Annotated in this window: 15 protein-coding genes; 5 read left to right on the forward strand and 10 right to left on the reverse strand. The window is 66.8% G+C overall.

The features are described from left to right. Positions 1-23: 23 nt before the first annotated feature. Complete coding sequence (locus ACTJJX_RS00260; RefSeq protein WP_003095829.1) at positions 24-1,457, forward strand: FAD-dependent oxidoreductase; 1,434 nt, start codon at positions 24-26, stop codon at positions 1,455-1,457. Between the two features lie 176 nt (positions 1,458-1,633). Further along, a complete protein-coding gene (gene hemE, locus ACTJJX_RS00265) occupies positions 1,634-2,701 on the forward strand; it encodes a uroporphyrinogen decarboxylase (protein WP_003103698.1) in 1,068 nt (355 codons plus the stop codon). Between the two features lie 121 nt (positions 2,702-2,822). Here hemE and ACTJJX_RS00270 read toward each other — a convergent pair whose 3' ends face one another. Together ACTJJX_RS00270 and ACTJJX_RS00275 are read right to left on the reverse strand one after the other, a co-directional pair. After that, a complete protein-coding gene (locus tag ACTJJX_RS00270; RefSeq protein ID WP_003103696.1) occupies positions 2,823-3,803 on the reverse strand; it encodes a hypothetical protein in 981 nt (326 codons plus the stop codon). A gap of 73 nt (positions 3,804-3,876) precedes the next feature. Further along, positions 3,877-4,950, reverse strand: a complete 1,074-nt coding sequence (locus ACTJJX_RS00275) for an AraC family transcriptional regulator (protein ID WP_003146385.1) — start codon at positions 4,948-4,950, stop codon at positions 3,877-3,879. Between the two features lie 111 nt (positions 4,951-5,061). Between ACTJJX_RS00275 and ACTJJX_RS00280 the strand changes: the two genes are divergently transcribed. Continuing rightward, on the forward strand, positions 5,062-5,991 hold the full coding sequence (locus tag ACTJJX_RS00280; RefSeq protein ID WP_016852212.1) for an oxidoreductase: 930 nt from the start codon (positions 5,062-5,064) through the stop codon (positions 5,989-5,991). Positions 5,992-6,018: 27 nt separating this feature from the next. On the opposite strand, the gene ACTJJX_RS00285 is transcribed toward ACTJJX_RS00280, so the two are convergent. Further along, positions 6,019-7,335, reverse strand: a complete 1,317-nt coding sequence (locus ACTJJX_RS00285) for an MFS transporter (RefSeq protein WP_003103690.1) — start codon at positions 7,333-7,335, stop codon at positions 6,019-6,021. Between the two features lie 175 nt (positions 7,336-7,510). Between ACTJJX_RS00285 and ACTJJX_RS00290 the strand changes: the two genes are divergently transcribed. Next, positions 7,511-8,416, forward strand: coding sequence for a LysR family transcriptional regulator (locus tag ACTJJX_RS00290; protein WP_016852211.1), 906 nt, complete (start codon positions 7,511-7,513; stop codon positions 8,414-8,416). A 90-nt stretch (positions 8,417-8,506) separates the two neighbouring features. Then, positions 8,507-9,274: a ParA family protein gene (locus tag ACTJJX_RS00295; RefSeq protein ID WP_016852210.1), complete on the forward strand. Its 768-nt coding sequence runs from the start codon at positions 8,507-8,509 to the stop codon at positions 9,272-9,274. Between the two features lie 21 nt (positions 9,275-9,295). Here ACTJJX_RS00295 and ACTJJX_RS00300 read toward each other — a convergent pair whose 3' ends face one another. The 7 genes from ACTJJX_RS00300 to ACTJJX_RS00330 form a co-directional block, all read right to left on the reverse strand. After that, positions 9,296-10,111, reverse strand: coding sequence for a universal stress protein (locus ACTJJX_RS00300; protein ID WP_003161256.1), 816 nt, complete (start codon positions 10,109-10,111; stop codon positions 9,296-9,298). A gap of 112 nt (positions 10,112-10,223) precedes the next feature. Beyond that, positions 10,224-10,676, reverse strand: coding sequence for a YiiD C-terminal domain-containing protein (locus tag ACTJJX_RS00305; protein WP_003116142.1), 453 nt, complete (start codon positions 10,674-10,676; stop codon positions 10,224-10,226). 90 nt (positions 10,677-10,766) lie between these two features. Continuing rightward, a complete protein-coding gene (locus tag ACTJJX_RS00310; protein ID WP_003116143.1) occupies positions 10,767-12,044 on the reverse strand; it encodes a bifunctional O-acetylhomoserine aminocarboxypropyltransferase/cysteine synthase in 1,278 nt (425 codons plus the stop codon). A gap of 120 nt (positions 12,045-12,164) precedes the next feature. Then, positions 12,165-13,139, reverse strand: a complete 975-nt coding sequence (locus tag ACTJJX_RS00315) for a sulfite exporter TauE/SafE family protein (RefSeq protein ID WP_003103681.1) — start codon at positions 13,137-13,139, stop codon at positions 12,165-12,167. Positions 13,140-13,289: 150 nt separating this feature from the next. Continuing rightward, entirely contained in the window at positions 13,290-14,750 is a 1,461-nt protein-coding gene (gene selO, locus ACTJJX_RS00320) for a protein adenylyltransferase SelO (protein WP_003135708.1), read from the reverse strand. Positions 14,751-14,816: 66 nt separating this feature from the next. Further along, entirely contained in the window at positions 14,817-18,173 is a 3,357-nt protein-coding gene (gene mscK / locus ACTJJX_RS00325; protein WP_003103675.1) for a mechanosensitive channel MscK, read from the reverse strand. A gap of 91 nt (positions 18,174-18,264) precedes the next feature. After that, positions 18,265-20,007 carry a potassium/proton antiporter gene (locus ACTJJX_RS00330; RefSeq protein WP_003106481.1) on the reverse strand — a complete coding sequence of 581 codons (1,743 nt, stop codon included), beginning with the start codon at positions 20,005-20,007 and terminating at the stop codon, positions 18,265-18,267. Positions 20,008-20,250 lie beyond the last annotated feature (243 nt).

A 20,250-nucleotide genomic window follows, 5' to 3' on the forward strand; every position in this document is an offset into this window, starting at 1 on the left:
CGAAGTTGTGATGAGGTTTCGATATGTCTGAACGTCTGAATTCCGACCGCCTGAACAACGACTTCCAGTTCATCGAAGTCGGGCGCAAGGACCCGAAGAAGAAGCTGCTGCGCCAGCGCAAGCGCGAGTTCGTGGAGATCCACGACCTGTTCAAGCCGCAGCAGGCCGCCGACCAGGCCCACCGCTGCCTGGGCTGCGGCAACCCGTACTGCGAGTGGAAATGCCCGGTGCACAACTTCATCCCTAACTGGCTGAAGCTGGTTTCCGAAGGCAACATCCTGGCCGCCGCCGAACTGTCGCACCAGACCAACACCCTGCCGGAAGTCTGCGGCCGGGTCTGCCCGCAGGATCGCCTCTGCGAGGGCGCCTGCACCCTCAACGACGGTTTTGGCGCGGTGACCATCGGCTCGGTGGAGAAGTACATCACCGATACGGCCTTCGCCATGGGCTGGCGTCCGGACCTGTCCAAGGTTAAGCCGACCGGCAGGCGCGTCGCGGTGATCGGCGCCGGCCCGGCCGGCCTCGGCTGCGCCGACGTGCTGGTGCGCAACGGCGTGACCCCGGTGGTGTTCGACCGCAACCCGGAGATCGGCGGCCTGCTGACCTTCGGCATTCCCGAGTTCAAGCTGGAGAAGCACGTCCTCAGCCGTCGCCGCGAGGTGTTCACCGGCATGGGCATCGAGTTTCGCCTGAACACCGAGATCGGCAAGGACGTGACCATGGAGCAGTTGCTCGATGAGTACGATGCCGTGTTCATGGGGATGGGCACCTACACCTACATGAAGGGCGGTTTCCCCGGCGAGGACCTGCCGGGCGTACACGACGCCCTGGACTTCCTGATCGCCAACGTGAACCGCAACCTCGGCTTCGAGAAGTCGGCCGAGGACTTCGTCGACATGAAGGGCAAGCGCGTGGTGGTCCTGGGCGGCGGCGACACCGCGATGGACTGCAACCGCACTTCGATCCGCCAGGGCGCCAAGTCGGTGACCTGTGCCTATCGCCGTGACGAAGAAAACATGCCGGGCTCGCGCAAGGAAGTGAAGAACGCCAAGGAAGAGGGCGTGAAGTTCCTCTTCAACCGCCAGCCCATCGCCATCGTCGGCGAGGACCGGGTGGAAGGCGTGAAGGTGGTCGAGACCCGTCTCGGCGAGCCGGACGCCCGCGGCCGCCGCAGCCCCGAACCGATCCCCGGATCCGAGGAGATCATCCCGGCGGAAGCCGTGCTGATCGCCTTCGGCTTCCGGCCGAGTCCGGCGCCGTGGTTCGAGCGCTTCGAGATCGCCACCGACAGCCAGGGCCGCGTGGTGGCTCCGGCGCAGGCGCAGTTCAAGCACCAGACCAGCAACCCGAAGATCTTCGCCGGTGGCGACATGGTCCGTGGTTCCGACCTGGTGGTGACGGCGATCTTCGAAGGACGTACCGCGGCCGAAGGCATCCTCGACTACCTTGGCGTCTGACCCGCGGCGCCACCGGCGCTGCGACAAATCACCGCGATAGACAAAAGGCACGGCCCCCGCCGTGCCTTTTGTTTTGTGCTTTGCGACAATAGCGGCCCTTTTCGCCCGCCGGCCTGTGGATAACCCCCTTCCGCACGCGCCCGCGTGAAGCCAGCAGCCTTTGATCGGATGCCGTTATGACTGCCCTGAAGAACGACCGCTTCCTCCGCGCCCTGCTCAAGCAGCCCGTCGATGTCACCCCCGTCTGGATGATGCGCCAGGCCGGTCGTTACCTGCCGGAATACCGTGCCACCCGTGCCAAGGCCGGCGATTTCATGAGCCTGTGCATGAACCCGGAGCTGGCCTGCGAAGTGACCCTGCAGCCGCTGGACCGTTACCCGCAGCTGGACGCCGCGATCCTCTTCTCCGATATCCTGACCATTCCCGATGCCATGGGCCAGGGCCTGTACTTCGAGACCGGCGAAGGCCCGCGCTTCCGCAAGGTGGTCTCGTCGCTGGCCGACATCGAGGCGCTGCCGGTTCCCGATCCGGAACAGGACCTGGGCTATGTGATGGATGCCGTGCGCACCATCCGCCGCGAGCTGAACGGCCGCGTACCGCTGATCGGCTTCTCCGGCAGCCCCTGGACCCTCGCCACCTACATGGTCGAGGGCGGCTCGAGCAAGGACTTCCGCAAGTCCAAGGCGATGCTCTACGACAACCCTCAGGCCATGCACGCTCTGCTGGACAAGCTGGCGCAATCGGTGACCAGCTACCTCAACGGGCAGATCCACGCCGGCGCCCAGGCGGTGCAGATCTTCGACTCATGGGGCGGCAGCCTGTCGGCGGCGGCCTACCAGGAGTTCTCCCTGACCTACATGCGCAAGATCGTCGATGGATTGATCCGCGAGCACGACGGACGCCGGGTGCCGGTGATCCTCTTCACCAAGGGAGGCGGCCTGTGGCTGGAGTCGATGGCCGAGGTCGGCGCCGAGGCGCTGGGCCTGGACTGGACCTGCGACATCGGCAGCGCCCGGGCCCGTGTCGGTGAGCGCGTAGCCCTGCAAGGCAACATGGATCCCTCGGTGCTCTACGCCAATCCGGCGGCGATCCGCGCCGAAGTCGCGCGGATCCTGGCGGCCTACGGCAAGGGTACGGGGCATGTGTTCAATCTTGGCCACGGCATCACCCCGGAAGTCGACCCGGCCCATGCCGGCGCCTTCTTCGAGGCGGTGCACGAGCTGTCGGCGCAGTACCACGGCTGAGCCGGAACGAAAGAAGGGGAGCCGAGGCTCCCCTTTTTTCATGCGCGGGCCGACGGCCCTCCGGCGCGTTGGCTGGCGGGGTCGCGCCGGTGGCGTACCCGCCCTACGCAACCCGCCCGGCTCAACTGCTTACCTTGCCGGTGCGGTCGTTGATCACGAACAGCTTGCCGTTGGCGTCGCGCACGAGGATTTCCGCGCCCGGCTGGCCATCCATGTCGGCCACCGAATCGATGCTGTAGTTGACGTCGCCGATGCGGTAGTCGCTGCTGGCGCCGCTGGCGTGGTGGATGACCCGCACCTTGCCCTGCATCACCACGATCAGCTCGTTGCCCGGCTTGCCGTCGGTGTCCGCGGTGCCGCCATAGAGTGCCCAGGCGCTGGCGCCGATGTTGTATTCCTTGCGGGAACTGGCGTTGCTGATCACGTAGATGCCGGTGCTGGTGCGGCCGATGATCTCCGCGCCGGGCTGGCCGTCGAGGTCGGCGATCTGTGCGAGCGCGTGGTAGCCGCTGAAGGTGAAGTCCTTGGCGCCACTGGTGCGCGGGTCGATGACCTTGACGCCGTTGCCCATGTTCAGCACCAGTTCCTTGCCCGGCGCGCCGTCCACGTCGGCGACGTCGAACAGGCCCCAGGTGCCGTTGTAGCTGAAGGTGGCGTCGCGTTGCGTACGGGTGCGATCGAATACGGTGCGCACGCCGTTGCCGATGCTGAGGATGACTTCGTCGCCGGCGACGTTGTCGACGTCGGTGGCGCGCATGATCGCCCAGGAGACGTTGCCTACCGGGTACTTGCGCTGGGTGGTGCTGGCGTGGGAAACGATCACCAGGTCGGGACCGGCCTTGACCAGGATTTCCGCGCCGGGCTGGCCGTCGGTATCGGTGGCGCCGAAGACCGACCAGACCACGTTGCCGAAGCTGTAGTTGCGGGTGCTGCCGCCTTCCACCACCTGCAGGTTGGCGCCGTCGCGGTAGACCGCGGCGAGCTGGCCGTTGCCCCGCAGGTCCCAGGTTCCTACCAGAACGCCGGCCGCCTGGGCTGCGCTGGCGCAGAGGGAGAACAGTGCCGTGCCGAGCAGGCAGGCGCGCTTGATCGCTGGTTTCATAAAGTCCCTTTCATATCGCTGTCGAGGCCGGCCGGATGCCGGCCGCAGCAGCATAGAACAGCGCTTGCCGCGCTCAAGGGAAACGCGAGGGATTTGTCGAGCGCTTGGCATTTGTTCGTGAAACTGGTTGCCCGCCCAGCAGGCGGGCGCGGGTGTCGCTCGGCGGCTCGCCGGTCCAGCGCTTGAAGGCGCGGGTGAAGTTGGTTGGATCGCTGTAACCCAGGTACAGGGCGATACGCTGCAACGACACCTCGGGACGCCGCAGCAATCGCAAGGCCTGGCGCTGGCGAGCCTGACCGAGCAACTGGCGAAAGCTGGTGCCGGCGTCATGCAGATGCCGCTTGAGGCTGCGGCTGGACAGGTGCAGGCGCGCGGCTACTTCCTCCAGGTTGGGGAAGCGCTGTTCCTGGCGTTCCAGCTCCAGCCGCACGCGGGCGCAGATGTCCCGGCGGCCGGCATCGAGCAGCGCCAGTTCGCGCTCGCAGTGTTCGCGGGCGCGGCGCAACGCAGCCGGATCGGCCATCGGTAGCGAGCGGGCGAGCAGGATGGCGGGGAACACCAGCTGGACGTGGGCCTGGTCGTAGCGGCACTGCGGCAGCGGCACAGGCACGGCAGGTTCGGGATAGTCGAAGTCGAGCCTGCCGACCAGGGCCGGTTCGCCGAGCAGCCAGGCGCCGGAGCGATACAGGCCGATCAGCAGGGCTTCGCTGAAGTACCGGTGCAGTGCCGGCGGGAGCGCGGGGCCTGGCAGCAGGCGCAGGATCACCTGCTCGTCCTCGCGCAGCAGGCTGATTTCGACGTTGCCCTGCAGCAGCGGCATGTAGCGCAGCGCCAGGCACAAGGCATCGCCGAGCGTCGCCGAGGCCATCATCGCGTAGCCCAGGCTGCCATGGGCGGTGGGAGGCGTGCGCAAGGCGAGCTGTGCGCCGAGGCCGGGGTCGCCGCTCAGCGCGAGCGCCGCGGCGGCGATCGCCTGGTACTGCTGCGATGTGACGCGTGCTTCCGGCTCTTCCAGTCGCAGCGTCGACAGACCGATTTCCCGTAGCAGCGCGCGTCCGTCCAGGCCGCGTTCCTCCAGCAGGCCGAGCAGCAGGCGCGGGTAGGCGGCGGTGATGGTCGGTGCGTCGGAGTCCGTGCGGCGGCTCATGCTGGCGTGTCCTGGCCCGAAATGATCGGCAGTCTGGCGCGAGCGCGTCTGCCGCTGCATTGGCTGGTGCCGCGATACTGCCCGGCAACGCAGTCAAGCGGAGAACGAGCGATGCATCCCTGGGCACGACGCAACATTCCACAACTGGCCGGGCGCCTGGCGCTGGTCACCGGCGCCAACAGCGGCCTGGGTTGGCAGGCGGCGCGCACGCTGGCCGGCAAAGGGGCGACCGTGGTGATGGCCTGCCGCAATCGCGAACAGGCGGAGCGGGCGCGGCGGGCGATCCTCGACGAGTATCCCCAGGCACGCCTGGAGCTGGCCGATCTCGACCTGGCCGACCTCGCCTCGATCCGCGCCTGCGCCGCCGGTTTCCGTCAGCGCCACGCACGCCTCGATCTCTTGTTCAACAACGCCGGAGTGATGTTCCTGCCCCTGCGGCGTACCCGCGACGGTTTCGAGATGCAGATGGGCACCAATCACCTCGGCCACTTCGCCCTTACGGGACTGCTGCTGGAGTCGTTGCTGGCCGCTCCACGGCCCAGGGTGGTGGGCATGACCAGCGGTTTCAACCAGTTCGGCCGGCTGCCGCTCGACGACCTCAACGCCGAGCGCGGCTACAACCGCTATCTCGCCTATTGCCACAGCAAGCAGGCCAATCTGCTGTTCAGCCTGGAGTTGCAGCGCCGCGCCGGCCAGCGGGGCGTGCTTCTGCAGAGCCAGGCGGCGCATCCGGGCTACGCGGCGACCAACCTGCAGTACGCGGCGCCGGCGATGTCCGGTTCGCGCCTGGGACGCTGGGCGATGAAGGTGGCCAACGGAGCGTTCGCGCAATCGGCGGAGATGGGGGCGTTGCCGGCACTTTCCGCGCTGACCGAACAGCGCTGGTATGGCGGCGCCTATGTCGGCCCGGATCGCTGGCTGGAAACCCGCGGTTATCCGGCGGCGGCGCGGATTCCGCGGAATGCGCGCGACCTGGGGCTGGCCGCGCGGCTGTGGGCGCTATCGGAAGAACTGACCGGAGTACGCTTCTGGTCGGAGTGAAGGCGCCGGGAGACCGGCGCATCGAACTCAGTGGGCGGCCTGCGCCAGGGTGTTGCCAGGCAGGGCCGGCAGGCGCGCCAGGTGCAGCGAGACCAATACCGCGACCACCAGCAGCGAGCCGATGAACAGCCCGATGCCGTTCCAGCCGTAGTAATGCCAGAACACCCCGCCGAGGGTGCCGGCCAGGCTCGAGCCGACGTAGTAGCTGAACAGGTAGAGCGACGAGGCCTGGCCCTTGGCGCGCAGGGCGCGGCGCCCGATCCAACTGCTCGCCACCGAGTGCGCGCCGAAGAAGCCGAAGGTGAATAGCAGCAGGCCGGCGAGCATCAGCGGGATCGGCTCGAACAGGGTCAGCAGCAGGCCGCCGAGCATCAGCAGGATGACCGCCCAGAGCACCTTGCGTCGCCCCAGCTTGTCGGCCAGCGAACCGACCCAGGCCGAGCTGTAGATGCCCGAGAGGTAAACCACCGAGAGCACGCCGACCACCGCCTGGCTCATGTGGTAGGGCTCGGCCAGCAGGCGGTAGCCGATGTAGTTGAACAGGGTGACGAAGCTGCCCATCAGCAGGAAGCCGATCAGGAACAGCCAGGGCAGTCCGGCGTCGCGGAAGTGCAAGCGGTAGCCGTTGAGCAGGGTCGCCGGCTTCAGCGGTGCCGGCCGGAAGTGTTTCGATTCGGGCAGCACGCGCCAGAACACCAGCGCGGCGACCAGGGCCAGGCCGCCGAGGACCGCCAGTGCGGCATGCCAGGAGATGAAATCGACCAGGACGCCGCTGATCAGGCGTCCGCTCATCCCGCCGATGGCGTTGCCGCCGATGTACAGGCCCATCGACAAGCCGATGTGCTGCGGATGGATCTCTTCGCTGAGATAGGTCATCGCCACCGCGGCCAGGCCGCTCAAGGACAGCCCGACCAGCGCGCGCATCAGCAGCACGCCATGCCAGGTGGGCATCACCGCGCTGCCGAGGGTGAACAGCGCGGCGGCCAGCAGCGAGACGACCATCACCGGCTTGCGGCCGATCGCGTCGGAGATCGGGCCGGTGACCAGCAGGCCAAGGGCGAGCATGGCGGTGGCGACGGACAATGCCAGGCTGCTTTCCGCGGCGCTGATGGAAAACGCCTTGGACAGCACCGGCATCATCGGCTGGATGCAGTAGAGCAGGGCAAAGGTGGCGAAACCGCCGGAGAACAGCGCCAGGGAGGTGCGCATGAACTGCGGGGTGCCTTTCTCGATATAGCGTTCGACTTCGGTGGCGGCTTCCAGCACCTCGTTGGCTGCTTCGCGGGCCGCCTCGATTAACGCGGGTTCTTCTTCGGCCTGTGGCCGGACTTGCGGATTGCTCACGGGGCACCTCTGGGGACGGTGGCGAGCAGGCACAACGAGGCCGCGCCACCTGGATTTCAGGGACAAGGGGTCGTTGTTGGAGGTTATGTGGCAAAGGATATAGATAGGTTTATATGATTTCCAATATATTGCTCGACACGATTGATATGTAAAAACACCTAATAGGAGGGGCCGCTTGGAACTCAGGCACCTGCGCTATTTCATCGCCGTCGCCGAGGAGCTGCACTTCGGCCGCGCCGCCGAGCGCCTGGGGATCTCCCAGCCGCCGTTGAGCCAGCAGATCCAGGCGCTGGAGGAGGAAATCGGTGCGCGCCTGTTCGAGCGCACCAACCGCCGCGTCGAACTCACCGACGCCGGCCGGCTGTTCCTCGACGAGTCCCGCCAGGTGCTGGCCCAGGTAGACAAGGCGGTGTTGCTGGCGCGTCGGGCCCACCTGGGGGAACTGGGCGAGCTGAAGATCGGTTTCACTTCCTCGGCACCCTTCACCTCGACCATACCCAGCAGCATCCATGCCTTCCGCAAGGCCTGTCCGGACGTACACCTCGACCTGCAGGAAATGAGCAGCCGCCAGGTACTCAAGGCGCTGCTCGAGGAAAGCCTGCAGGTGGGCGTGATCCGCCCGCTGGCGCTGCCGGATGCGGTGCATTGGGTGGAGTTGTTCCGCGAACCGCTGGTGGCGGTGCTGCGGGCCGACCATCCGCTGGCGGCCGGCAGCGAGGATGGCCTGGCCATCGCCGCCCTGGCCGAGGAGCCCTTCGTGTTCTTCCCGCGCAGCTACGGCACCGGGCTCTACGACCAGGTCATCGCCCTGACCCGACAGGCCGGCTTCAGCCCGCGCATCGCCCAGGAGGCCAGCGAGGCGATGACCATCATCGGCCTGGTCTCGGCCGGACTGGGGGTGTCGATCCTGCCGGCGTCGTTCCGCCGCACCCGGGTCGACGGCGTGGTCTACCGCACCCTGAGCGATCCCGAGGCGACGACTGCGGTATGGCTGGTCCGTCGGCAGAACGAGGGCTCGCCGCTGGCGCTGTCCTTCATCGACCTGGTGACCCGTGAGGCGGCCAGCCTGCGCCGGCGCTGAACCGCTCTACGTCAGGACCGAGACGGCGCTCGCGCTTGCCCGCGGCTTTGCCTATCATCCGGGATCAGGCTCGGCTCACGGAGATTTCCCATGCGGCGCGTGGTGTTCAATCAGAAAGGCGGGGTAGGCAAGTCCAGCATCGCCTGCAACCTGGCGGCGGTCAGCGCGGCGGAGGGCTATCGCACCCTGCTGGTGGACCTGGACGCCCAGGCCAACTCCACGCACTACCTGACCGGACTGACCGGCGAGGACCTGCCGGTGGGGATCGCCGACTTCTTCAAGCAGACCTTGTCTTCCGGGCCCTTCAGCAAGAAGGGCAGGGTCGAGATCTACGAGACGCCGTTCGACAACCTGCACATCGTCACCTCCAGCCCCGAACTGGCCGACCTGCAGCCGAAGCTGGAGTCGAAGCACAAGATCAACAAGCTGTGCAAATTGCTGGACGAACTGGACGAAGACTACGACCGGATCTACCTGGATACACCGCCGGCACTGAATTTCTACACGGTATCTGCGCTGATCGCTGCCGATCGCTGCCTGATCCCCTTCGATTGCGACAGCTTCTCCCGCCAGGCGCTGTATGGCCTTCTCCAGGAGATCGAGGAACTGCGCGACGACCACAACGAAGACCTGCAGGTCGAGGGCATCGTGGTCAACCAGTTCCAGCCGCGCGCCAGCCTGCCGCAGCAACTGCTCGACGAACTGGTGGCGGAGGAACTGCCGGTGCTGCCGGTGTACCTGATGAGCTCGGTGAAGATGCGCGAGTCGCACCAGGCTTGCACCCCGCTGATCTTCCTCGAACCGCGGCACAAGTTGACCCAGCAGTTCGTCGAGTTGCACGGGCTGCTCGAAAGCTGAGCAGCCTCTGCGGCAGCGCTTCTACGAGGTAACCAGGACGTCGCAGCTCGGCTGGCGCAGGTAACGTTGCGCCAGGTTGCCGAGCAGCGCCTGCATCAGCGCGTTGCGGCTGTGCCGGCCGAGGGCGAGCAGCTCCGGCTGGCGCTGCTTCAACGCGGCGTCCAGGCTGTACGGCAGCACGCCGGGAACCACTTCGTGGCTCAGCTGCGGCCCGACGCCCGGCAGGCGCTCCTGCTCGTCGCTCAGCAATTGTTCGATCAGCCCGGCCTGGGTGGCCAGGTGCGCGGCATTCTGCCTGGGCAGGCCGAGCACGCTGTCGTCGGGGGACTCGAACACGTGCAGGGCGTGCAGGTCGGCTTCCACCGGCAGCAGGCGGTAGGCCTGGCGCAGCGCGGTACAGGCGCACTGGGAAAAGTCCAGGGCGCTGAGCGCCTGGCGGTAGGGTTCGTCCGCCTCGCGCACGGCGAGCAGCACCGGCACCCGGCTGCGCCGCACCACCTGGTCGAGGGTGGTGTTGCCGAAGCGTTCGAAGGTCTTCTGGTGGTGTGCGCCCATCAGCAACAGGTCCGGTTCGAGCGCCCGGGTCTGCTGCAGGATGCCGTCGATCGGCTGGCCCCTGAACAGGTGGATGGCGCTGTCCTCGTCGAGGCCGGCCTCCTTGCGCTTGAGCTGCAGCATGGCGCTGACGGTCTTCACCGCCGACGCCGATAGCCCCGGGTCGTACACGTGCAGCAGGCTGACCCGCGCATCGTGCTGGCGGGCCAACTGGGCGGCGCGGGCGAGGGCGACGTCGGCTTCCGGGGTGAGGTCGTGGGCGACCAGGAGGTGGCGGATCATGGCGGACTCCGTGGGATGGCTACGCTGGCTTCCCCACTGTCGCGCCGCAGCTCGCTACGGACCTTGATCCATGGCAGAAAAAACCTTCGCCGGGCCCTGCGAAATCTGCCAGTCAGGGCCGCGCGTGGCTGCGTAGCTGGTACAGCGCGGTGCTTTCCGCCACCACCTCCCCCTGCTCGTCGGTGAGTTGCAGTTCGAGGCTGTATTCGGCCTTGCCGCGCTCTCCAGCCTCGGTTTCCAGTTGGCGGATGCGCTCGGCATCCAGGCGTGCCTCGACGCGTATGTCGCCCTTGGCCGGGCGGCGGAAGCGCAAGGTCATCTCCTTGACGATGGGATAGAAGCGGGCGCTGTCGAAGCTGGTCAGGAACAGCGCGCCACCGGGAATTTCGGCGAGGGTGAAGAGCGCCCCGGCGTACATGCTGCCGATGTGGTTCTCGTTGCCGGCGCCCGGCATGCGCAGGCGCACGTAGCCGGGTTCGAGGACTTCCGCCCTGAGTCCGCTGCGCTGGACGAAGGCGATCTTTTCTTCGGTCAGGTGCCTGGCGAGTTCGGTGGGCAGTGGCATGGCGCTCTCCATGTCGGGGATCCCAGCCAGACTAGCCGGCCGGCCAGGCCGGGCAAGGACCGAAACGCTCGCCCGGACTGACCGATCCGCTCAGCGTGCGGCGGCGGCCAGGGCCTGGTCGAGGTCGGCGAGGATGTCGTCGATGTGCTCGATGCCGATCGACAGCCGCACCATGTCGTCGGAGACTCCGGCGCGGGCCAGTTCCTCCGCGTTCAACTGGCGGTGGGTGGTGCTCGCCGGGTGGCAGGCCAGGGACTTGGCGTCGCCGATGTTGACCAGCCGCACCACCAGCTTCAAGGCGTCGATGAAGCGCGCGCCGGCGGCGCTGCCGCCCTGGATGCCGAAGGACAGGATCGCCGCCGGGCGGCCCCCCAGGTAGCGCCGGGCCAGGGCGTGCTCGGGGTTGTCGGCGAGGCCGGCGTATTTCACCCAGGCCACCTGCGGATGTTGTTGCAGGTAGCGGGCTACGGCGAGGGCGTTGTCGCAGTGGCGCTCCATGCGCAGCGCCAGGGTCTCCAGGCCTTGGAGGATGAGGAAGGCGTTGAATGGCGAGAGCGCCGCGCCCATGTTGCGCAGCGGTACCACCCGGCAGCGGCCGATGAAGGCGGCGGGTCCGAAGGCCTCGGTGTAGGTGACGCCGTGGTAGGACGGATCGGGCGTGTTCAGCAGCGGGAAGCGCGACTTGTTCGCCGCCCAGTCGAATTTGCCGGAGTCGACCACGATCCCGCCGATGCTGGTGCCGTGGCCGCCCATGTACTTGGTCAGCGAGTGCACGATGATGTCGGCACCGTGCTCGAACGGCCGGCAGAGCACCGGGGTGGCTACCGTGTTGTCGACGATCAGCGGTACGCCGTGGCGGTGAGCGGCGTCGGCCAGTGCCTGCAGGTCGATGATGTTGCCCGCCGGGTTGCCGATGGTTTCGCAGAACACGGCCTTGGTCCGCTCGTCGATCAGCGCTTCCAGGGCGGCGATGTCGTCGTGGGCGGCGAAGCGCGCCTGGATGCCGATGCGTGGCAGGGTGTGGGCCAGCAGGTTGTAGGTGCCGCCGTAGAGCTTGGCCACCGAGACGATGTTGTCGCCGGCCTCGGCGACGGTCTGGATCGCGTAGGTGATAGCCGCCATCCCCGAGGCCACCGCCAGCGCCCCGACCCCGCCTTCCAGCGCCGCGACGCGCTGTTCCAGTACATCGTTGGTGGGGTTCATGATCCGTGTGTAGATGTTGCCCGGTACCTTCAGGTCGAACAGGTCGGCGCCATGCTGGGTGTCGTCGAAAGCGTAGGAGGTGGTCTGGTAGATCGGCACCGCCACCGCGCGGGTGGTCGGGTCAGGGCTGTAGCCGGCGTGGACGGCCAGGGTTTCCAGTTTCATGCAGCGTTCCTTCGGGCAGATTGGAAGGACGCAGCATGGGAAAGCGCGCCGGGCGGGTCAATGCGCCCGGGCAAGGAAAAGCGTGCCTGGTTAGATCGTTGTGTTCGCCGCTTATGCCTGTCAGCGCAGGCCGATGTAGATGTTGTAGGCGCTGATCAGGGTGATCAGGGTGCCGACGATGACCAGCAGGGTGCGCGGCGAAAGCTTCTTGCACAGCAGGGCGGCGAACGGCGCGGCGAACAGGCCGCCGAAGACCAGTCCGGCGACCATCTTCCAGGTGTCCGGCTGGCCGGCGAGGAGGATGAAGGAGGTGGCGCTGGCGATGGTCAGGAAGAACTCGGCGAAGTTCACCGAGCCGATGGTGGTGCGCGGGTCGCTACCCGAGCCGATCAGGCTGCTGGTGACCACCGGGCCCCAGCCGCCGCCGCCGGCGGCATCGACGAAGCCGCCGAAGAGTGCCAGCTTGGCCACGTGGCGCGGTGCCCGGCGCTTGATCACGTGGCGGTAGGCCTTGCTCAGGATGTACAGGCCCATCAGCAGCAGGTAGGCGGAGATGAAGGGCTTGAGCTGGTGGCCGTCGAAGCGGGTGATCAGCACGGCGCCGAGCACCGCGCCGATCATTCCCGGCAGCAGCAGGCGGAGGAAGAGTGACTTGTTGACGTTGCCGAGCTTGACGTGGGAAATCCCGGAAAAGCCGGTGGTGAACACTTCGGCGATGTGCACGCTGGCGCTGGCGGCGGCCGGCGTGGCGCCAGCGCTGAGCAGGAAGGTGGTGGCAGTAATGCCGTAGGCCATGCCCAGCGCACCGTCGATCACCTGGGCGAAGAAGCCCACCGCCACCGCGCTCCAGAAACCTCGGCTGGTCAGGGCCTGCTCGATGATCTCGAAGCCGCTGCTGCCGCCGTTGTCGAAGAACAGGCGCCAGGCCAGGAAGGCGAGCAGGCCGACCAGGATCAGCACCGCCGCCCACATGGCGGCGCGCAGTACCGGGTGGTCGTCCGGATGGGTGACGAAATCTTCGACAGGAGGCAGACCTAGCGCCTGGTGTTCGGTGTTGATCGAACTCTGGCTGAGATCGAGGTCGCGTATCTTCATGCGGCAAGGCGCCTGACAGGAGGTGGTAGAACAGGCTGGAATAAGTGTGGCGGCGAAGATAATCGGCTTTTCTTAGTGCGTCTAAGAAGTTTTCCGAAGGTATTTATTCCATTGCGGCATTATCGGCCGCCGTTCTGTCAGGGCATCCCGTCAGGAGGAGCAACTGATTTCCAGGTGCCGCCCCCAGTCCGGCGGGCGCCGAGTGAAGCGCTCCATGCCCGGCTGTTCCTCGAACGGGCGACTCAGTACCTGGTGCAGCAAGCGGACTTCCGTGTAGTCGCCCTGCTCGGCCGCTTCGATGGCCTGCTGTGCCAGGTAGTTGCGCAGCACATAGAGCGGATTGACCGCGTGCATGCGCCGGCGCCGCGACTCCTGGTCTCCGCCTTCTTCCTCGACGCGCCGGCGGTAGGCCTCGGCCCAGCGGTCGAAGGCCTCGCGGTCGACGAAGTCGTCGCGCAGGCTGGCCAGCGCCCGCTCCGGAGTTTCTTCGCCGAGTCGGCGGAAGAACAGCGAGTAATCCACCGCGCTGCCCTGCATGCGCTGCAACAGTTCCTGGACCAGGGCCTGGTCGTTCTCCGCGGCGACGCCCAGGCCCAGGCGCCGGCGCATCAGGTCGAGGTAGTGGGCCTGGTAGAGGGGCAGGAACAGGTCGAGGCTGGCGCGCAGTTCGTCCACTTCCACCAGTGGCGTCAGCGCCTGGGCCAGGGCGGCCAGGTTCCAATGGGCGATCGGTACCTGGTTGCTGAAGGAGTAGCGGCCGGCGTCGTCGGAGTGGTTGCAGATGTGATTGGCGTCGAAATCGTCGAGGAAGGCGTAGGGCCCGTAGTCGAAGGTAATGCCGAGGATCGACATGTTGTCGGTGTTCATCACCCCGTGGCAGAAGCCATAGGCCTGCCAGCGGGCGATGAGTTCGGCGTTGCGCTCGACGACCTGGCGGAACATCGCCGCGTATGGCCGCTCGGCTGCGTTGCAGTCGGCGAAGTGGTGTTCCAGAACGAACGCCGCCAACTGTTTCAACTGGTCGTGCTGGCGGGTGTAGTAGAAGTATTCGAAGTGACCGAAGCGCACGTGGCTGGGCGCCAGGCGCAGCAGCGTCGCCGCGCTTTCCTTCTTCTCGCGCCAGACCGGCGTGCTCGAACCGATCACGCAGAGCGCCCGGCTGCTGGGAATGCCCAGTGCCGGAAGGGCTTCGGAGGCGAGGAACTCGCGGATCGACGAGCGCAGCACGGCGCGCCCGTCGCCCATCCGCGAGTAGGGGGTCTGGCCGGCGCCCTTGAGGTGCAGGTCCCAGTGCTCGCCGGCCTGGTTGATCACCTCGCCGAGCAGCAGGCCGCGGCCGTCGCCCAGGCGCGGGTTATAGGAGCCGAACTGGTGGCCGGAATACACCATCGCCCGCGGCTCGGCCTCCGACCACAGCTTGTGCCCGCCGAACAGTTCGGCGAACAGCGCTTCGTCGCTGGTTTCCGCTGGCAGGTCGAGCAGCGCCAGGGCGGCGGGGCTGGCTACCACCAGGCGCGGCTCGGCGATGGGGGCGGGCAGGACTTCGGTGGAGAAGGCGTCGCCCAGGCGGGCGAAGCGGTTGTCGAAGTCGAGGTCGTCGAGTGATTTCAAGAGAGGCCTCCGGCAATTCCCGAGCATTGTGCTGGGAATTGCCGGAGGGCGTCCAGGCCCGGAGGTTCAGCGGGTCGGTTCGGCGGGACCGTCCTGGCCCTTGAGCGCGGGCGGATTGCCGACGCCGCTGTGCTGCGGCTCGCCGACGAACAGCTGGACCTGCTGGCCCTGGAGGTTCTTGACGAACACATCGACCTGGTTGAAAGCCATGTCGATCTTGTGTTCGCGGAAGCTGGTGGCGATCTTCGTCAGGATCTCGTCGGTAGAGGGGTTGCGGTCGCCCAGTTCGCGGACGTGGAAGCGCAGCTCGTAGTCGAAGGTACTGGCGCTGATGGTCAGGAAGTACAGCAGCGGCTCCGGGTCGCGCAGTACCCGCGGGTTTTCCTTGACCGCCTGCATCATCAGCTTGCGCGCCAGCGGCAGGTCGGTCTCGTAGGCCAGGCCGATCTTGATGGTGACCCGGGTCACGGTATCGCTCAGCGACCAGTTCACCAGTTGCCCGGTGATGAAGGTCTGGTTCGGGACGATGATCTCCTTGCGGTCGAAATCGGTGATGGTGGTGGCGCGGATGCGGATCCGGCTGACCGTGCCGGACAGGTTGCCGATGGTCACCACGTCGCCGATTCGTACCGGACGCTCGAAGAGGATGATCAGGCCGGAGACGAAGTTGGAGAAGATCGCCTGCAGGCCGAAACCGAGGCCTACCGAGAGCGCCGCCACCAGCCATTGCAGCTTGTCCCAGCTGACCCCGAGGGTGGACAGGGCGCTGACGATGCCGATGCCGCTGATGGCGTAGGAAAGCAGGGTGGTGGTGGCGTAGGCGCTGCCCTGGGCCAGGGTCAGGCGCTGCAGTACCAGGACTTCCAGCAGGCCGGGCAGGTTGCGCGCCAGGGCCACGGTGACCACCGCGATGGCCAGCGCCGCGAGGAAGTCGCGCAGGCTGATCGGCACGCTGGTGGCCGCTTCGCCGGTGCCGGCGGTGTACTGGTACAGGGTGACGTTGTCGAGGTAGGAGATCACGCTGATCAGGTCGGCCCAGACCCAGTACAGGCAGACGATGAAGCCGATCAGCAGAGCCAGGCGGATCAGCCGCAGCGATTGCTGGTTGATCTGCTCGATGCCGAGGGTCGGCTCCTCGACGTTGGTCTCGCCGTCGACGCCTTCCTTCGCCGCGTTCTGCCGTTTCGCCAGGGCCCGGGCGTAGGCCAGGCGCCGGGCCGCCACGCCCAGGCCGCGGACGAAGGCGGCTTCGATGACGAACCAGAGCAGCAGCAGGTAAAGGGTATCGATGAGACGGTCGGTGAGCTTCAGCGAGGTGTAGTAGTAGCCGAAGCAGACCGCGACGAAGAGCACCAGCGGCAGCGCGGTGAAGAGGATGCCGACGATCATCTTGATCAGCGACGGACGTTCGTCGCCGGGGCTGCTGAACAGCAGGCGGCTGAGCAGCCAGGCCATGGCCGCGTAGCCGAGCAGGACCACGGCGATGCCGATCACGTCGTCGGCCAGACTCGCCGGCTGGTGCTCGGCCACCGTCACCACGCCGACCAGCGCCAGGACCACAACGCCGAGGCGGACCAGGTGCCGGTCGAGGAAGCCGACCTGTTCGCGGCTCCAGTGGAAATGCCGCTCGGCGATGCCGCCCGGGGTGAGGATGCGATGGGCGGTGTAGAACAGCAGCCAGACCTGGGCCATTTCCAGCAGGGCGCTGCCGAGGGTGGCGTTCTGGCCGCGGGCGTCCAGCAGCAGGGCCAGCCCGGCAACGGCGAAGGTCAGGGTGCCGGGCAGGGCGAGGAGGATGGTGATCAGGATCGCCAGCGGGGTATGCAACTGGCTGTCGCGCTTGAAGTGGCCGATGTCGTCGTTCAGCTCCGCCAGCTTGTCGTACAGGTAGCGGCGTTTCCACAGCAGCGCGGCGATCAGCAGGAACAGCGGCAGGAACAGCAGCGGCCGATCGACCAGGCCTTCGCCCAGTTCACGCACCCCGGAGCCCCAGGGGATCTCGGTGAGCTGGTTCTTCAGCAGGGTCGGGGTCATCTTGAACCAGGACAGGTCGAGCGGCTGGTTGCTGGGAATCCAGAACATCTGCTCGTCGAGGGTGGTGCGCAGGCTCTCGCTGGTGGAAAGCAACTGTTTCTGGTTCAACTGCAAGGTGATCGCTTCGTTGAGCAGCGCGTTGAGTTCGTGATTGAGCCGTTCGAGCAACTCGGAACGGGTTGCCAACAGGGTGTCGAGATCCTTGCGCAGTTCCGGCGTGACCTGCTCGCTGGGCTGCTGGGCGAGCAGGTCGTCCAGGTATTGCTGCGGGGTCGCCAGCTTGTCGCGTTCCTGGTTCAGTTCGAACTGGCCGAGGCGCAGGTCGGCGATCTCGTCGGCCAGGCTCTGGTCGGCCTTGATCTTGGGCAGCGCCTGTTTCTGCTTGTAGAGGATGCGCGACAGCAGCAGGCTGCCGCGCAGGACGTTGATCTGTTCCTCGAGGGCCTGGTTGGACTGGGTCAGGTTGTCCAGTTGCTGCTTGGTCTCGAGGTTGCGCCGGGTGAGCACGTTGAGGCGGTCGGTGGCACGCAGGAGGTAGTCGGAGAGACGCAGGTTCTTGGCGTTCTCCTGGCTCAGCAGGCTGTCGGTGCCGGCCCCCTGGGCGCCTTCCTTGGACAGCTCGGCGACGGTCTTTTCCGACTGCTCGCGGCGCTTCTCGCTGATCAGCGCCTGCAGGTCGAGGGTTTCCTTTTCCAGGCGCGAGATCTTCTCGGTGAGCAGATCGTGCTGGCTCTTGCCGAGGTCCTGCAGCAGGTTGTTGCCGGCCAGCTCCTGGCGCAACAGCTGGCTCTGCACGGTCAATGCGGCCTGCTCGGCGAGCAGCTCGCCGCGACGGTCGGCGTTGATCGTCTTGCCGCTTTCCTTGCCGGCCTTGAGCAGCGAGCCGATTTCCAGGATCCGTGCCTGCATGCTGCTGATGCCGGCCTGGGCTCGTTCCGGACGGGTCTCGGCGGTGATCGACAGGCTGTTGGCCTCGCCCAGGGCTTTCTGCCACTCGGCCTGCTGGGTGGTGCGGTCGTTGAGCAGCATTTCCAGGCGGGCCGCGCTCTCGCCGCTGTAGCGTTCGCTGACCGGACGTTCTTTGGTCTTCTTCAGGCGCTCCAGTTCGCGCTGGTTTTCCTCGATCTGCCGGGGCGCGTCGCTCAGGCGCTTTTTCAGGTCCTCCAGGCTCTGCAGCGCTTCGTCGCGCGCGGCGAGGAACTTGAGGGTCTGTTCGAGGCTGGCCTTGGCGACCTTCTGGTCGGCTTCGGCGAGCTTGCGCTCGGCCAGCTTGTCGAGGCTTTGCTGGACGGCCTCGGCCGAGGGCGGCTCGGACTGGGCGAGGAGCGGCGGACTGGCAAGGCAGAGGCCGAGGAAAAGAATAGCGATCAGGGAGCGAAGGGCAGGCATGGTCGAGAAGAGACTCGAAGAAGGGTGAATGCAGGTTAGTGGTGGCTCCGAGGCGCCGCAAGGCGCCTCGGAACGGGAATTCGACAGGAAATCAGAGGAAAAGTCCGGGCCCTGGGCGGCCTTCCGGAAACTTCACGCCGACCTTGCGGATACGGTTGCCTTCCAGGGCGGCCACGGTCCAGGTCAGGCCGTTCCACTCCACCTGGTCGCCGATCACCGCTTCGCCGCCGATCTCGTGGGCGATGAAGCGGCCCAGCGCTTGCTCGCCGTCAATGCCGTCGAGCTTCAGGCCGTAGAGCGAGGCCACCGCCGACAGCTGGGCATCGCCTTCCAGCACGAAGTCGCCGAAGAAGCGCGCGCCGAGGCCCCGGTCGGGCGCCTGGCTGAACAGCTTGCCGAGGGCCGGCAGGTCGTGTTCGTGGCCGATCACGCAGAGAATGTCGTCGGCCTCGAGGATGGTGCTGCCCGACGGGTGGAGCAGTTCGGTGCCGCGGAACAGCGCGGCGATCCGGGTCCCGCCGGGCATCTTCAGCTCGCGCAGGGCGGCGCCAATGCACCACTTTTCCTTGTTCAGGTGGTAGACGAACAGCTCCCACTCGCTGGTCGGGTGGATCTCCAGGCCGGCGCGGGATATCGGTGCCGGATCCGGCGGCACCACCACCCGCAGCAGCCTGGCCGCCCAGGGCAGGCTGGTGCCCTGCACCAGCAGCGAGACCAGGACGATGAAGAAGGCCACGTTGAAGAACAGCTGGGCGTTCTGCAGGCCGGCCATCAGCGGGAACACCGCGAGGATGATCGGCACCGCGCCGCGCAGGCCGACCCAGGCGATGAAGGCTTTCTCGCGGTCGTGGAAGGCGCGGAACGGGATCAGTCCGATCAGTACCGACAGCGGTCGTGCCACCAGGATCATCCACAGCGCCAGGGCCAGTGCCGGCAGGGCGATCGGCCACAGGTCGTGGGGGGTGACCAGCAGGCCGAGGACCAGGAACATGCCGATCTGCGCCAGCCAGGCCATGCCGTCGAGCATGTGCAGGATGCCGTGGCGGCTGCGGATCGGGCGGTTGCCGAGGAGCAGGCCGCACAGGTAGATGGCGAGGATGCCGCTGCCGCCGACGGCGTTGGCCAGGGCGAACACCAGCAGGCCGCCGCTGATCACCAGCAACGGGTAGAGGCCGCCGGCCAGGTGCATGCGGTTGATCAGTTGCAGCAGCAACCAGCCGCCGCCAAGACCGAGCAGGGCGCCGAGACCGAACTGCTGCACCAGGTGCAGGGCGAAGCCCCAGCTGAGGCCGGTCTGGCCGCTGGCGAGCATCTCGATCAGGGTCACGGTGAGGAACACCGCCATCGGGTCGTTGCTGCCCGATTCGATTTCCAGGGTCGCGGTGACCCGCTCGTTGAGACCTTTGCCGCCGAGCAGGGAGAACACCGCGGCGGCGTCGGTGGAGCCGACGATGGCGCCGATCAGCAGGCCTTCCATCCAGTGCAGGTCGAACAGCCAGGCTGCCGCGATGCCGGTCAGGCCGGTGGTCACCAGCACGCCCAGGGTGGCCAGCGACAATGCCGGCCAGAGCGCCACGCGGAAGCTGGAGACGCGGGTGCGCAGGCCGCCGTCGAGGAGGATCACGGCGAGCGCCAGGTTGCCCACCAGGTAGGCCATCGGATAGTTGTCGAAGACGATGCCGCCGACCCCGTCGTTGCCGGCGATCATGCCGACGGCGAGGAAGATCACCAGGATCGGGATGCCCAGGCGGGAGGACAGCGAGCTGACGAGGATGCTCATGCCGACCAGCACCGCCCCGATCAGGAAGAAATTATTGACGGTGACGGCGTCCAAGGTCGGCCTCCTCGCGGCGGGACAGGGGGAAGGCGACGCTACGGGTCGGTTTTACGTAGGGGAATTACGTAGACAGGATGCAGGCCGCATGCCAAGTGATTCTAACCTGCGGATTTGGCGGACTGTAAAGGGGCGGCTGCGGTTTTTTTCGAAGGAATTCCAAGGCTTTCGCGTTGTCCGGGCGAGTGCGCGCGGACTCGCCGGCGTGGCCGCCAGGCAACGGCAACCCGGCGTCCATGCCCG

Source organism: Pseudomonas sp. 22490 (assembly GCF_052044465.1).
GTDB classification, from domain to species: Bacteria; Pseudomonadota; Gammaproteobacteria; order Pseudomonadales; family Pseudomonadaceae; genus Pseudomonas; species Pseudomonas aeruginosa.

Coding starts and splice junctions, on each gene's coding strand:
- ACTJJX_RS00260 (WP_003095829.1), top strand. CDS start 24: ATGTCTGAACGTCTGAATTCCGACCGCCTGAACAACGACTTCCAGTTC.
- hemE (WP_003103698.1), top strand. CDS start 1,634: ATGACTGCCCTGAAGAACGACCGCTTCCTCCGCGCCCTGCTCAAGCAG.
- ACTJJX_RS00270 (WP_003103696.1), bottom strand. CDS start 3,803: ATGAAACCAGCGATCAAGCGCGCCTGCCTGCTCGGCACGGCACTGTTC.
- ACTJJX_RS00275 (WP_003146385.1), bottom strand. CDS start 4,950: ATGAGCCGCCGCACGGACTCCGACGCACCGACCATCACCGCCGCCTAC.
- ACTJJX_RS00280 (WP_016852212.1), top strand. CDS start 5,062: ATGCATCCCTGGGCACGACGCAACATTCCACAACTGGCCGGGCGCCTG.
- ACTJJX_RS00295 (WP_016852210.1), top strand. CDS start 8,507: ATGCGGCGCGTGGTGTTCAATCAGAAAGGCGGGGTAGGCAAGTCCAGC.
- ACTJJX_RS00300 (WP_003161256.1), bottom strand. CDS start 10,111: ATGATCCGCCACCTCCTGGTCGCCCACGACCTCACCCCGGAAGCCGAC.
- ACTJJX_RS00305 (WP_003116142.1), bottom strand. CDS start 10,676: ATGCCACTGCCCACCGAACTCGCCAGGCACCTGACCGAAGAAAAGATC.
- ACTJJX_RS00310 (WP_003116143.1), bottom strand. CDS start 12,044: ATGAAACTGGAAACCCTGGCCGTCCACGCCGGCTACAGCCCTGACCCG.
- ACTJJX_RS00315 (WP_003103681.1), bottom strand. CDS start 13,139: ATGAAGATACGCGACCTCGATCTCAGCCAGAGTTCGATCAACACCGAA.
- mscK (WP_003103675.1), bottom strand. CDS start 18,173: ATGCCTGCCCTTCGCTCCCTGATCGCTATTCTTTTCCTCGGCCTCTGC.